Genomic DNA, 14,623 nt, shown 5'->3' on the forward strand with positions numbered 1-14,623 from the left:
ATTGACTACTTTATATTACTCTCCATTCGAAACCATCTCATCCAGCTTCGTACGAATGTGCTCTGCAACTTCTCCAGCTTTCCCGCCTTCCATGGCGATCTCCTCTGCTATACGAGACAAATCTCTCACCGCACTGTTCAGTTGTCGGAACGTTGCTCCCCCTGCGGTGACATGCACCGAACTGTCGTCAATCTCCGCTCCGCTTGCCTTAACCAGTTCAACAGTCTGAAGGGTCAATCCACCAATATTCTCTAGCAATGAAGACATGTTCCCCGCAACCTCACGGGTCTGTTTCGCGAGCGCTCGAATCTCGCCTGCAACAATCTGAAAACCACGTCCATATTCACCGGCATGAGCTGCTTCGATGGAAGCATTCAGGGCGAGGAGACCACTTTGATCTGCCAGGGAGCGAATGGATTGTGCCATGCCTGAACCTGTTTTGATCGAATTCAGCATGTGATCTGCATGTTGTCCTTGACTCTCCATATGCTGATGTACCCGGTTATAGGAAGCATCAACGTGTTTCAAACTCTCTTCACCCTTCTTGGACAATGCCATGATCTCACGGGCCTCATGTACAGTCTGATTGGCTGCATTCACCAACTTGGTGACCGCATTGTTGATTCTGGATATCTCCTGTCTGCTCTCGGTTACTGTACGTATGCGCTCTTCCGTAACAGCCTGCTGCAATCTGCGGGAGAGCGACATTACGTCACGCATCGTCAGCACACCAAGCAGTCTGCCTTGTTCCGTAACCAGCAGACAATCATAGAAATGCTGTTCATTCCGTCCAAGTGCGATATCAATAATCGTTGAGGCTTCCATATGAATATCTGCAATAACCGGAGATGTATTCACTACTTGTATGACCGGCTTACGGTAGAATAGATCTGCGGCAAAACGGCCATTTAACATCCGATATAACGTCTCTCGCATTAACAATCCAGTGGGTTTCATCTGCTCATCACACAGTACAATACATGGGTGTTCCTGATCCTGATTCATCATCGTGGCAGCTTCTCCACATGTGGTATGGACTCCGGCGACAGGTACCTGACGATAATAGTCATGCAAATGGATTACAGGTTCTTCAGCAACAACCGTTACTTCATGATGCTGCTGTTCGGGTGTCGCTATTTCTTCATTATGTAAAACAACATGAGGCTGGTCAGGTTTCACTTCGAGCAACATGGGCATAAATGCGCAATCTCCTTTACGTAATACCTCCGTCTTGAGGTGGGTTATGTAGGTACAAAGTATCACTCAGATAAGTCCATGCTACTCCCTCTACGTAAAGAAAAATCTTCCTTTATGTTAAATGAACGTAAAATAAAACTCCCCGATCATTGCTAACTTGAATGATGGGGAGTTTTTCTTTTTACAACCAATTTATAACCTACACCACGAATCGAATCAATGTGAACTGATTCCGGGTCCAGCTCCAGCTTTTTACGTAATGAACTGACGTGAACATCCACGGTTCGTTGACCTCCGATATAATCGAAGCCCCACACAGCGTTCATCAGATCATCCCTTGTCAGTACCACACCCGGCTTTTTGGCCAAATATAAAAGTACTTCGAACTCTTTCGGACGCAGACTGATGGATTGTCCACCCAGTGTCACTTCATATTTCAGAGGATAAATCTCCAGCTCTCCCAGAATAATTCGTGAGCCATCTTTGTCCTCAAGCTGTGGTAAATCTTCGCCATTGGAATAACGTCGTAATACCGCATCCACTCGGGCTAATAACTCAGATACACCAAATGGTTTGGTAATATAATCATCGGCACCCGATTTCAGTCCCTGTACAACCTCGGCTTCACCGTTCTTGGCCGTCAGAATGATAACAGGTGTACTGACACCCTGTATTCTTAACTTGTTCAGAATGTCCAGACCATTCATGCCTGGAAGCATCAGATCCAGCAAAATGAGATCAAATTCCTGGGACAAGGCCCGATCATATCCTGCAGATCCGTGATCCTCTGCCGTAACGTCGTAACCTTCCTGTGTCAGGTTATACGTGAGTAATCTTGATAATGTAGGTTCATCTTCAATAACTAGCAAACGCTGTGCCATGATACCCCTTCTCTCTTCATAGGTTGTCTGTTGCCACAACACTTTTTCTATCATAGCACTAATTTGTTAACGCGGTGTAAAACAATACACACTTTTTACATTTTGATACCAGACGCCTACATCTCTTCTTCCTGAATGAAAGGAAGGATCACACGGAACGTTGTCCCCATGCCCAGTTCACTCTCTACAGACAATTTGCCATGATGCAATTCCACCAGATGTTTAACGATGGAAAGTCCAAGGCCTGTGCCCCCTGAATTACGGGATCTGCCTTTATCAACACGATAGAACCGTTCGAAGATTCGCGGCAAATCTTTTTTCGGTATGCCAATGCCTGTATCTGACACCGCAAAGACAACTTCATCATCGTTATCCATCGTCACCTGTAACTTCACTCGTCCACCATCGGGGGTATAGTTGATTCCGTTGGATAACAGATTGATGAATATCTGCTTCATCTTGTCCTCATCCGCTTCAATGTACAGTTCCTCCGGAACATGCATTTCCAGACGAATCTGCTTTTTCTCCGCCACCTTGGACAAGGTGCCCAGCACCATTTCGAAGAAAGAGTGTACATGAACAGGTGAGCATTGCAGCGGTGCGCGTTTCGATTCAATTTTGGATAACTCCAGAATATCCCCAATTAATCGGTTAAGTCGATCTCCTTCATCATAGATGATTTTCAGGAATGATCGCTCTGTCTCCTTATCCTGTACCCCGCCGCTAAGCAACGTTTCAGCAAACCCTTTGACCGCAGCGACTGGTGTCTTGAGCTCATGAGAGACATTTGCAACAAACTCACTGCGCATGGACTCCAATCGGCGAATCGCTGTCACGTCCTGCAACAGGAACAACATGCCTCGATACCCGCCATCATCTTCGGACATCGGTACTCCATCAATACGGATCAATTTTTCCTCCGGGTTGAACACACTCACTTCTTCATGCATCCGTTCTTTCAATGCAACACTCTCTTCAATGGTACGAGTTAATTCGTAGTGTCTTTTCAATTCAGTATAAGGTTTACCCGTAACCTTTCCTGCCTGAATACCAAGCATACGCTCCGCTTCCCGATTGACCAGTGCAATGGATTGCCCTGCGTCGATCATGACAATACCTCCGGTCATGTTCGCGAGGACACTCTGTAACAACGCTTCATTGTCACGGATCGTCTTCAGCTGGGACTGCAAGCTGTCTGCCATTCCGTTTATGGCAAGCCCCAGCTGTCCGATCTCATCTCTACGCGTTACATCAACTCTGGCATCGTATTCCAGCTTGGTGATCCGATGGGCCACTTTTGTAATATGCTCAATCGGGGAGGTTAACCCACGTGCAACCCGATAACTGACAAACGCGACAATTAAGAACAATAGCCCAAGTGCAGCAAACATAATCATCCAACCACGCTGAAGCCCTTGATCCACAGCCTGTAGACTCATGGATAGACGAATGTAGCCATCAAATTTGCCGCTAGGGATTTCAATCATGTCACTTTGATCCGAATTCACAGGTAGTGCTACATACAGCATGTCTTGTCCCAATGTCTCACTGTAACGTATGGATTGCCCGTACCCATCTCCGACGGCACCCTTAATCTCCTCACGGTTCAAGTGATTATCCATGGATGCCGGATCACTCTCGGAATCTCCAATGACCATGCCGTCTTTATTGATGAAGGTTACACGGGAATCCGTCAGACGATCCAGTTCCAGCGCCCGATCTGAATAATACTTTCGTGTGGCTTCCGAGGTTGGATCACTTGCATCATGGAATGGAAAAGTTGCTTTGAGCAAATTAATCTCGCGCACCATGGTTTGCTCCAATGCGGCTATATGCGTAGTCTTAAACACTCTGCCCATCGTATATCCAGCCACAATGACGGATACGCCGATCAGCACCATCATAATGATGGCAAGGCGAATTCGGAACGGTCTCATCTATCTCTTCCTTTATGATCAGATTAATATCTAATGAATTGCTCTACATTGAATCCAGTTCAATTCGGTCCCCACGGGTACCCGGATTGGAAATTACAAGAAACTCCACTTCTTCGTCGCTCCGATTCATCATCTGATGCGGCATTCCGGGTGCAATCTCTATTCCTTCATGGGTTTCCAGCACAAACGTTTCTCCATTAAGTTCCATGCATGCTTCACCGCTGAGGATGAAAAAAAACTGACGGCTTACCGAATGATAATGTCGTATTTCAGCCGTTCCTGCGGGCATTCGTTCATGAATGATGCTCAATTTTTCGTTTTGAACGAGATGCCAACCGTCGCACTGGGCACCCCATATATAATGTGCTGCATTCTGTTTGCTAATTTTCATATGACTTGTCCCCCCGAGTATAATTGCTCGATCTATCATATCACAGATTAGGGGCCTCCCAATCTTTTAGTCAATACTGTGCAATACGCTATTCAACTGCAGTCAGACAAGGCTAATAATAAAATATCATAGTTGTATCAACAGAGATGCCGACTTTTGTAAACAGGTGCTAAATCGCATCTTTGACATACATATTCACCTGATATAAAAAAGACGCACCGCTCAGCCATGCTGAAAGCGATACGCCTCTCTATAATAATCAATCCTATCCTGAGTTTAAACGTTCATTACGTATTATCCGTTCACCACTTCGCCACCATTCACATGTATCACCTGTCCGCTCACATACGAAGAATCATCTGAAGCTAGATATACATAGGCGGGAGCCAGTTCATCCGGTTGTCCTGGCCGCTTCATTGGCTGCGTTGCGCCGAACTCACTTACTTTTTTCTCATCAAATGTGGATGGAATGAGTGGTGTCCAGATCGGCCCTGGTGCAACGGCATTGACACGAATTCCCTTCTCAATCACATTCATCGACAGCGAACGAGTGAACGAAGTGATTGCTCCTTTGGTAGATGAATAGTCAAGCAGGGTCGGGCTACCGCGATAGGCTGTGATGGAGGTTGTATTAATTATCGTACTGCCCTGCTTCAGATGTGGCAGGGCTGCTTGTGTCACATAGAACATGCCGAAGATATTGGTACGGAATGTACGCTCCAGCTGTTCTGGCGTAATATCCTCCAGATTCTGCTGTGGATGCTGTTCTGCTGCGTTATTCACGACAATGTCCAGTTTGCCCAGTTCATCTACTGTCTGCTGAACCGATCTCTTCGCAAAGGCATCATCACCAATGTCACCTGCAATCAAGATGCACTTGCGTCCTTCCTGTTCGACCTGACGCTTCGTTTCTTTGGCATCTTCGTGCTCGTTCAGGTATACAATGGCGACATCCGCGCCTTCCTTGGCATACGTAACAGCAACAGCACGTCCAATTCCGCTGTCCCCCCCTGTAATAAGCGCCACCTTACCCGTCAGTTTACCTGCTGCCTTGTATTCAGGCTTCTCAAATTCCGGTCTGGGATGCATCTCTGATTCGATTCCGGGGCGTTGATCCTGGTGCTGTGCCGGCATTGTTTTTTGATTTTGTGGTGTAGTTGACATCTAACATTCTCCTCTCAAAATGTGAACATATTTGGATTACAGAAGACATGGACATAACTGCACACTTCCTTGTCTTTCGTTCTCTGAAAAAAGTCTCATTCTGTAGGATGGCAGTAACAGTCCAGATTATTCTTCTGCGATCAACAGCAACTCAAGCCTCAGCGCGCTGTCTCTAATCGTTATTTACCACGATCTTCGGACATCAGACAACCGATTTGCTTTAATGCCTGTTTTGCTAAAATTCGAAATTTATTCGAAATTAGACTGTTTCATGATACAAAGTGTATTCCTATGCTGCTTGGGCTGATGTACAATGTACAGTATACTGATGTGCTTTAACTTTCATTTTTATTGGTTTAATCATTCTAACCTAACATGGAGACCTGACAATGGAATCGCATATTAATACATATATAACACTCGTAGCTACTTCAGCTGTGCTGAATGTCTTTTTGTGTTTATATACCTATTTCAGAAGATCCGAGATCCCCAGTTCCAAAATATTCATTCTCTACACAGCAGCGCTCTCCATATACACTTTTGGTTATGCAATTGAGCTGGCCAGCAACACGCTGGAACAGATGAAGTTTTGGACCACCGTAGAGTATATAGGCATGCCCTTCTCCGCATCTCTTGGCCTCATGTTGATGATAAAGTACACAGGAAAAACGTTATCCAAAAAGGTAACTGCCGGGCTGTTTGTAATCCCTTCCATTACACTAGGTATGGTTGCAACCAATGACTTTCATCATCTATTTTATAAAAAAGTATGGCTGAGAGAAGATAGTCCCGTTCCTCTGATGGATATCGCAGTGGGTCAATGGTATGTTGTACACGGTGCATTCACCTTCTCCTGTCTGTTATGTGCCTGCCTCATCCTGATTGGACAATGGAGACATACCAAGAAGATGTATCGTCGTCAATTACTTACTCTCATTACTTCACAGATTATTCCTATGGTCGCAGCTTTTCTGTATTTACTTGGTGTGACCCCCAGCGGGATGGACCCCGTACCCGTACTCATGTGTATCACGTCTGCCATGTATATCTGGGCGATTCTATCCTCACGTCTACTGACCATCGTACCCATCGCCAAAGACAGTATTTTCGAGAGCATGCGTGAAGGTGTTATTGTACTGGATAGTTTCAATCGACTGGTCGATTACAACCGATCTCTGCGTGACATGTTGCCAGAGCTTGATACAACCATGATTGGCCAACCCTTGGATGATATCTGGCTTAATCTTGCTGGAAAGACGTTTCCCGTTGAATACGGAAGAGAAGGATTACAAACCGATCTGTACTGGCAGTTAAATGGAGAGACCGTCTGTTATCAGGTCAGGACATCTTACGTGTATAACAAGGATGTACAGACTGTGGGCAGTCTAATTATGTTAATCGATATAACGGAACAACGCTTCTTGCAAGAACAGCTGAAACAACTGGCTTATTTCGATGGTCTGACCAAAATCTATAACCGCACTCAATTTTTGTATAGAGGCCGGGAGATTTTGAGTGAAGCTCAGCTTAATCCGCAACCTGTCTCATTTATTTTATTTGATATTGATTACTTTAAACGCATCAACGATACCTACGGGCATGATGTTGGCGATCAGGCCATCATTCATGTGGTCTCTGTTTGTAATCGTTATTTAAGCCCTGAGATGTTGTTCGCCCGTTATGGAGGCGAAGAGTTTGTCATCGCTCTTCCGAATACCTCGCTTCAAGAAGCCGAGAAACTTGCCGAACAACTGAGAGTTGCCTTGTTGAATGACCCCCTGGACGTTAAGGGAGTGCCTATTACGCTGACCTCAAGCTTTGGTATTGCCCAGTACAAAGGAGGGTCAGATTCGCTGGAGTCCTTGTTACGCGACGCTGATACTGCCTTGTACGAATCCAAGCGTAATGGTCGAAATGCAGTGCGTGCGTATACTGTGAGTACAACCTAACCAATTTAGACCATGTCTGATGGAACATGCATGATGTTATGTATGGTAGTGATCCCTCTAGTTCCAGTTCAAATAAACCAAGGACTGCTGATTTCATCTTGGTAATAACAAAAAATAGACAGCCAATGAGGCTGTCTATTTTTCATTTGTTTCAACGAAACACCATCTTACATATCATCCGGCTTGTCCTAATTACGTCTGCAAACGCTTAACCAACAACTAACAATACTTCTTCGTAGGGTGGATTAACTGTCCACAACGCACTTAGATCACCTGATTATTCACCATCAGGTACACCATGATTAGCAAGAATACAGCCAGAAGTGTACTAAACATACGGATCTTGCTTTGCTCAGGACCCACATCACGTTTGTTTTTCACACCTTCAGCAGCGAGTCGCAGCGGTTTACCCATAATTCCTCCAATAGCCGCAATAGCCAAGAGCAGAACAACAACGACAGCCATCCAGACATGAGAATATTCACCTTTTGTCATCAGGTAACCACCAGTAAGAAGTTGGATTACAAGTCCATACTGCGCAACTTTGTTCAAAGAACGCAGCGATGCAAAGGCTCCCTCTTGTGCTGCAGCATTCAAGGTACGGATTTTACCGACCACAAATGGCAGAATCAAATAGAATCCCATCGCCAGTGCTCCAACAATATGGAGCAGATACATAATCATTGTCAAAATTTTCATCCTCCTCAACATTTTCGGTGTGCTATACATCACATCCCATTATACTGGGGAACTTATCCAAAGAAAAGAAAACCTCCGGATCTCCGGAGGTTTTCTTTTTATTTCTGTTCAAAAAGTGATCAAACTTATAAGTTTACTACCGAAATGACGTTGCGTACCGAATCAGCCGATTTGTCCAATCCTGCTTTTTCTTCCGCTGTCAGTTCAAGTTCGAATATTTTCTCAATGCCGTTACCACCCAGAATGGTTGGTACACCGAGGAACAGATCATTGTAGCCATATTCACCTTCAAGATAAGCGATCACTGGAATGATGCGTTTCTTGTCCTTCAAAATCGCTTCGGTCATCTGAACGAGTGAAGCCGCTGGTGCATAATAGGCACTGCCGTTACCCAGCAAATTCACAATCTCGCCTCCGCCAACACGTGTGCGTTGAACAATGGATTCGATCCGTTCAGCCGGAATCAGCGTATCGATCGGAATGCCTCCCACGCTCGAATAACGAACGAGGGGTACCATATCATCTCCGTGGCCGCCAAGAACGAATCCACGAACATCTTCAACAGATACGTTCAACTCTTGCGCAATGAAGGTACAATAACGTGCTGTATCCAGAACACCTGACTGACCGATAACACGGTTTTTAGGAAAACCAAGGGTCTGATAAGCTGCATAAGTCATCGCATCCACCGGGTTGCTTAGAATAATGACGATGGAATCAGGGCAATATTTTTTCACATTTTCACAAACGGACTTCACAATACCCGCATTCGTATTGACCAGATCGTCGCGGCTCATACCCGGTTTACGGGCGATACCTGCCGTGATGATTACAATCTCAGAACCTGCAGTATCTTCGTAGTTGGAAGTACCGACGATATGACTGTCGAATCCTTGAACAGGACTTGCTTCCATCATATCGAGTGCTTTCCCCTTCGTCGGGTTCTCCAGTTGAGGAATATCAACCAGCACAACATCCCCGAGTTCTTTTTGGGCAAGCATTAATGCGGTCGTAGCACCGGTAAAACCGGCGCCGACTACTGTGATTTTTTTGCGCTGAATAGTCAAGATTCACATCTCCCCTTACAGGTTTTTAATGATTTGATCCGCGAATTCAGAACATTTCACTTCAGTAGCGCCGTCCATCAGACGTGCAAAGTCATACGTTACTGTTTTATTGTTAATGGATGTTTCCATACCTTTGTAGATCAGGTTAGCTGCTTCTTGCCATCCCAAGTGCTCAAGCAACATTACTCCGGACAGAATAACGGAACCAGGGTTCACGACATCTTTGTCCGCGTATTTAGGTGCAGTACCGTGAGTTGCTTCGAAGATAGCATGTCCTGTTACGTAGTTGATGTTCGCTCCAGGAGCGATACCAATTCCGCCAACTTGCGCTGCAAGTGCATCGGACAGATAGTCACCGTTCAGGTTCAATGTTGCGATAACATCAAATTCGCCTGGACGAGTCAATACTTGTTGCAGAGCGATATCGGCAATCGCATCTTTTACGATGATTTTACCAGCATCTTCAGCGGCTTTTTGAGCTGCATTCGCTGCATCTGTACCTTCGTTATCTTTGATGATGTCGTATTGTGCCCAAGTGAATACTTTGTCAGCGAACTCATCTTCAGCCACTTCGTATCCCCAGTTTTTGAAGGCACCTTCGGTAAATTTCATGATATTACCTTTGTGTACCAATGTAACACTCTTACGGTTATGATCAATCGCGTATTGAATTGCTGCACGTACCAAACGTTTCGAACCTTCGGAAGAAACTGGTTTGATACCAATACCGGAAGTCTCAGGGAAACGGATTTTGTTAGCACCCATCTCTTGTTGCAGGAACTGGATCACTTTTTTCACTTCTTCAGAACCTTCCGCATACTCGATTCCTGCATAGATATCTTCCGTATTCTCACGGAAAATGACCATGTCTACCAGCTCAGGACGTTTAACCGGAGAAGGTACACCGTCGAAATAACGAACAGGACGCAAGCATGTGTACAGGTCAAGCTCTTGACGCAGGGCTACGTTCAGGGAACGAATACCGCCACCGATTGGCGTAGTCAATGGTCCTTTGATCGCTACGATATACTCACGAATGGCTTCCAGTGTATCATTCGGCAACCACTCACCGTATGTATCGAATGCTTTTTGTCCAGCAAACACTTCATACCATGCGATTTTTTTGTTGCCATCATAAGCTTTTTCAACAGCTGCATCCAATACACGTTTGGAAGCTTTCCAGATATCACGGCCTGTACCGTCACCTTCGATAAATGGAATGATTGGATTACTAGGTACTTGAAGTGTACCGTTATCAATTTGGATTTTTTCGCCTTCAGTTGGGTGAGCAAATTTTTCTAATTTCATAGTTAAAATTCCTCCTAGGTTTCGTATATGCAGTATTCATCATACCACTAGTCTTGTTGAGAGAAGGGTCCTGAGAGCTTAAGCCAGTAAAGCCTCTGCTTTCCAACCCTTCACCTCGTCTATATTATTATACTGTTTTTGGGGCTATTAGCGAAGTTCAATAGAAACGTATTTCTGTTCTGTAGGGCCAGTGTACTCCGCACGTGGACGAATGATGCGATTGTCCGCAAGCTGTTCCAAAATATGTGCAGTCCATCCAGACACCCTGCTGATCGCAAAGATCGGAGTGAACAATTCCTGTTCGATCTCCAGTTGGGTATATACAGAAGCAGAATAGAAGTCTACGTTAGGCTTCAATCCTTTTTGTCCTGTTACCAGTTCCTCGATCTTCACAGACATATCATACAAACGCGTATCATTGTTCATCTCGCCAAGTTCCTTGGACATCTTCTGTAGATGTTTGGCGCGTGGATCACCGTTTTTGTACACCCGATGTCCAAAGCCCATGATTTTTTCACGATTATTCAGTTTTTCCTGAATTGCCGCTTCAAGACGATCAGGCGTACCGATCTCATTCAACATTTTCATAACAGCTTCGTTAGCACCACCATGCAGTGGTCCCTTCAGTGCGCCAATGGCGGAAGTTACACCGGAATAGATGTCCGACAGCGTAGCAACCGTTACACGGGCTGCAAATGTCGAAGCGTTCAACTCGTGATCCGCATGCAGGACAAGGGCTTGATCCAATGCTTTCACTGCGGTCTCGGATGGTTCTTCACCAGTCATCATATATAAAAAGTTCTCTGCGATGGAAGCGCCTTCTTTTGGAGCCACAGGTTCTTTGCCCTGACGGATACGGGCGATGGCTGCCACAATCGTTGGCAACTGTGCTTGCAACTTAACCGCTTTGTTCTCATTCGCTTCCGTAGTCATCTCATCCGCTTGCTCGTCGTACAGTGCAAGTGCAGAGATAGCGGAACGAAGTGCTGCCATGGTACTGACGTTTTTCGGATACAATTGGATTTGTGCAATCAACTCGCTCGGAATCGGCGCGTAATCGCTCAGGCTTTTACGAAGGGATTTCAGTTCATCCGTTGTTGGCAATTTACCAAACCACAACAAATAGGCAACTTCTTCAAAGCTGGCATGTTCAGCCAAATCGTCGATATCGTAACCACGGTATGTGAGCACACCGTCTACAATAGAACTGATCGAAGAGGTTGTTGCAACGATGCCTTCCAGACCTTTGGTAGCTGTCATATACATCTCTCCTTTAATAAGCGAAATCAGGAACCATTCCAGAGTGTCATATAAGTGCCAAAATGCACCTATTCTCTTTTTGTAAACATTTTCATTTTAAAATTAACAAATATTTCAAACTACGGTTTTCCTATCTGTCAATCGGTATTTACTTATAACATCATACTGGATTTTGTCGTTTATGTGAACATGATGAGAGTTCATTCGCACATCAAACTTCTTTATCGGACCGATAAAGCATTTTTGAAAGCCTTTACAAAAACAAGGTTGACATTTAATGTTTTTTAACCAATCCTGTCGTATGAAGAACTTTCTATTGCTATATTCTGTAATACTAAGGCATACTCTAGGCAAAAGAAAGAATCCCCATACATCTTGTTCAAAAATCCGCTTTTGAACAAGATCTGGTAACATCCCGGCGTTTCAAAACCTTGTAAATGCTCTATATTAATTAAGATAGCCATCTATTTCTAATACTGCTTCATGGATCATACATAGGTCGGCTTAATTGAAATAAGGAGAGTTGATGCTTGGATAGAATAATAATGAAACGCCTGCTCCGTGGCTTATGGGTTATCATTGCGGCCGTTCTGATCGCCGTTGCCATATACTTGCTGTTCCCGCTTTTGTACCCTTTTGCGATTGCCTGGATTATCGCCTATGCCATGAATCCTTTAGTGAAACTGCTTCAGCATCGAGCACGATTCCCGCGCTGGCTGGCTGTGACTCTTTCATTGATCCTTTATTTTGGAGCCATTGCGGTGGTGCTGTCTGCGGCGATTACCCGCATGGTTAAAGAAGTCATTTCACTTACGACAAGCTTTGATCTTCATGTTGATGAGATCAAGGACACGTTTGTGCGCTGGACCCAGAATGACACCATTCAAAGTTTGACTGCGCAGATCAATGAATTTTACAAGGAAAATCCCAACTATCAGGAAACCATCAACAGCAATATTAGTAAAACAACTGAAACGGTGGGTACAGCCGTCACAGATCTGGTCACCGGATTTTTCAACATGATTCTGAGTCTGCTGACTTCCCTGCCGAACATGGGCGCGGTATTAATCGTTGTTCTGTTGTCTACATTCTTCATTAGCAAAAGTTGGACCAGGCACAACATCACCGTATCGGGATGGGTACCCTCTTCCATTCGCAAGCCGATATCCGACATATGGACTGACCTTAAGAAGGCACTGTTCGGATACGCAAGAGCACAATTGATCATGATCTCGATTACAGCACTATTCGTCATGATTGGACTGCTTATATTGCAAGTCAATTCAGCCTTCACCATCGCTCTGATGATTGGTTTGGTCGATCTGCTTCCTTATCTGGGTGTTGGCCTTATCATGGTGCCTTGGGCAGCGTACCTCTTTATGAATGGGGATCTGTATCTGGGTATTGGCATTAGTATTATCTATCTGATCTTACTGATCGCCCGTCAGATTATTGAACCGAAGGTACTTGCAAGCAGTGTAGGGCTCGACCCACTCGCCACGCTAGTTGGCATGTTTGTGGGTTTGAAGTTGTTCGGTGTTCTGGGCTTGATTATTGGCCCTGTCAGTCTCGTGATTCTCGATGCGTTCAATCGGGCTAACGTATTACGCGACCTCAGAACGTATATCATCAACGGACGTGTCCGATGAGGCATCATCTTATGAGCACGCAGGAAAATAGAAAAAGGCTTCGTTCAACAGAAATGATCTGCTGAGCGGAGCCTTTTCCATTATGCATAACAACTGGTGTTTCATTTCGGACGACGATAAAACGTAATTTTTCCACTTTTCATTTTTTTCTCCAGCCACCCCAGGAAGAACAGACGGTAAACTGGACGTGTTAATGGAAATACCAGTGTAAACCCGATCAGATCCGTCACAAAACCTGGAATCAAAAGCAAGAAACCACCGACAAAAATAAAAAGACCATCGACCATTTTTCTTCCAGGTACCTTGCCACGCTCCATCTCGGATTTGGCGTCCACAAGTACTTTTCGCCCTTCAAACTGCAACATTGCTATACCAATCAAGGACGTGAGAATCATGAGAAGCAATGTCTTTCCGGCTCCGATCCAGTCACTCATCAGAATAAAACCAAATAATTCAATCACCGGAATGATTAAGAGTAAAGCCCACATCCATTTTCGCATTGACTATATTACCCCTTTCCCGAAAGCCACACCTTTTCAAGCGCGCTGTATAACTCAGAGGCTGTTTTATCCAGCCGAACTGGCTTCCAGTCCCCATTCACCCATACATGCTGGGTAGAACCTGTAACTAGCCTTTCACCGGGGAGTGATTCATCAGCTGACCATACCCGTTCTCCAATCGCCATATGCTCATCCGGTTCTTCAGACATGCGTCTTACGTCATACTCATAATTCAGTCGCAGACCACTAAATGCAGCAATACGGGTGAAAATGATAATCTCATCATCATATCGGGCAGGCTTGTGATACTTCACATCCAGTCCGGTTACGGGAAGCAGTAACCCCTGTTCCTCCATTTTACGATATGTATACCCCATTTGGCGAATCATCTCAGTTCGACCGATTTCAAACCAATTCAAATAGTTCGCGTGGTAGACCACGCCCATCTGGTCACTTTCTTGATAGCGTACACGAAGACGTGCCGCATACCAGCTACCATTGCTCTGTTCTCGCACGTTATCGGCCTCCTTCGTTCTATCATTCATACGTGTTACATGGTTGTAAAGTGTCAATAAGATGGAAAAAAAGCAACGGGACAATAATGCCCCATTGCTTCTTTCC

13 protein-coding genes are annotated in these 14,623 nt (G+C 45.0%); 2 read left to right on the top strand and 11 right to left on the bottom strand.

Annotation, left to right across the window (positions count from 1 at the left end; translation table 11 throughout):
• Positions 1-15 precede the first annotated feature (15 nt).
• The 5 genes from QF041_RS10765 to QF041_RS10785 form a co-directional block, all read right to left on the bottom strand.
• Complete coding sequence (locus QF041_RS10765) at positions 16-1,197, bottom strand: methyl-accepting chemotaxis protein (protein ID WP_307414014.1); 1,182 nt, start codon at positions 1,195-1,197, stop codon at positions 16-18.
• Positions 1,198-1,349: 152 nt separating this feature from the next.
• Positions 1,350-2,078, bottom strand: coding sequence for a response regulator transcription factor (locus tag QF041_RS10770; protein WP_091032528.1), 729 nt, complete (start codon positions 2,076-2,078; stop codon positions 1,350-1,352).
• A 116-nt stretch (positions 2,079-2,194) separates the two neighbouring features.
• Entirely contained in the window at positions 2,195-4,015 is a 1,821-nt protein-coding gene (gene pnpS, locus QF041_RS10775) for a two-component system histidine kinase PnpS (RefSeq protein WP_036609824.1), read from the bottom strand.
• A gap of 43 nt (positions 4,016-4,058) precedes the next feature.
• Complete coding sequence (locus QF041_RS10780; RefSeq protein WP_307414017.1) at positions 4,059-4,406, bottom strand: cupin domain-containing protein; 348 nt, start codon at positions 4,404-4,406, stop codon at positions 4,059-4,061.
• A gap of 294 nt (positions 4,407-4,700) precedes the next feature.
• A complete protein-coding gene (locus QF041_RS10785) occupies positions 4,701-5,570 on the bottom strand; it encodes an SDR family oxidoreductase (protein WP_307414018.1) in 870 nt (289 codons plus the stop codon).
• A 389-nt stretch (positions 5,571-5,959) separates the two neighbouring features.
• Between QF041_RS10785 and QF041_RS10790 the strand changes: the two genes are divergently transcribed.
• Positions 5,960-7,519: a histidine kinase N-terminal 7TM domain-containing diguanylate cyclase gene (locus QF041_RS10790; protein WP_307414020.1), complete on the top strand. Its 1,560-nt coding sequence runs from the start codon at positions 5,960-5,962 to the stop codon at positions 7,517-7,519.
• Between the two features lie 264 nt (positions 7,520-7,783).
• Here QF041_RS10790 and QF041_RS10795 read toward each other — a convergent pair whose 3' ends face one another.
• From QF041_RS10795 to citZ, 4 genes are all read right to left on the bottom strand, one after another.
• Entirely contained in the window at positions 7,784-8,209 is a 426-nt protein-coding gene (locus tag QF041_RS10795; RefSeq protein ID WP_017689485.1) for a hypothetical protein, read from the bottom strand.
• Between the two features lie 134 nt (positions 8,210-8,343).
• The gene (gene mdh, locus QF041_RS10800) at positions 8,344-9,285 is read right to left on the bottom strand and encodes a malate dehydrogenase (RefSeq protein WP_062833553.1); all 942 of its coding nucleotides are present in this window, start codon (positions 9,283-9,285) and stop codon (positions 8,344-8,346) included.
• Between the two features lie 15 nt (positions 9,286-9,300).
• Complete coding sequence (icd, locus tag QF041_RS10805; protein WP_307414023.1) at positions 9,301-10,593, bottom strand: NADP-dependent isocitrate dehydrogenase; 1,293 nt, start codon at positions 10,591-10,593, stop codon at positions 9,301-9,303.
• Between the two features lie 147 nt (positions 10,594-10,740).
• Positions 10,741-11,853: a citrate synthase gene (gene citZ / locus QF041_RS10810; protein ID WP_307414025.1), complete on the bottom strand. Its 1,113-nt coding sequence runs from the start codon at positions 11,851-11,853 to the stop codon at positions 10,741-10,743.
• Between the two features lie 530 nt (positions 11,854-12,383).
• On the opposite strand from citZ, the gene ytvI reads away from it, so the two are divergent.
• On the top strand, positions 12,384-13,502 hold the full coding sequence (ytvI, locus tag QF041_RS10815; protein ID WP_036609832.1) for a sporulation integral membrane protein YtvI: 1,119 nt from the start codon (positions 12,384-12,386) through the stop codon (positions 13,500-13,502).
• Positions 13,503-13,603: 101 nt separating this feature from the next.
• Here ytvI and QF041_RS10820 read toward each other — a convergent pair whose 3' ends face one another.
• On the bottom strand, positions 13,604-14,002 hold the full coding sequence (locus QF041_RS10820; RefSeq protein ID WP_036609835.1) for an FxsA family protein: 399 nt from the start codon (positions 14,000-14,002) through the stop codon (positions 13,604-13,606).
• Between the two features lie 8 nt (positions 14,003-14,010).
• Positions 14,011-14,517: an acyl-CoA thioesterase gene (locus tag QF041_RS10825; protein ID WP_307414027.1), complete on the bottom strand. Its 507-nt coding sequence runs from the start codon at positions 14,515-14,517 to the stop codon at positions 14,011-14,013.
• Between the last annotated feature and the right edge of the window lie 106 nt (positions 14,518-14,623).

Source organism: Paenibacillus sp. W2I17 (assembly GCF_030815985.1).
In the GTDB taxonomy this organism is placed as follows: domain Bacteria; phylum Bacillota; class Bacilli; order Paenibacillales; family Paenibacillaceae; genus Paenibacillus.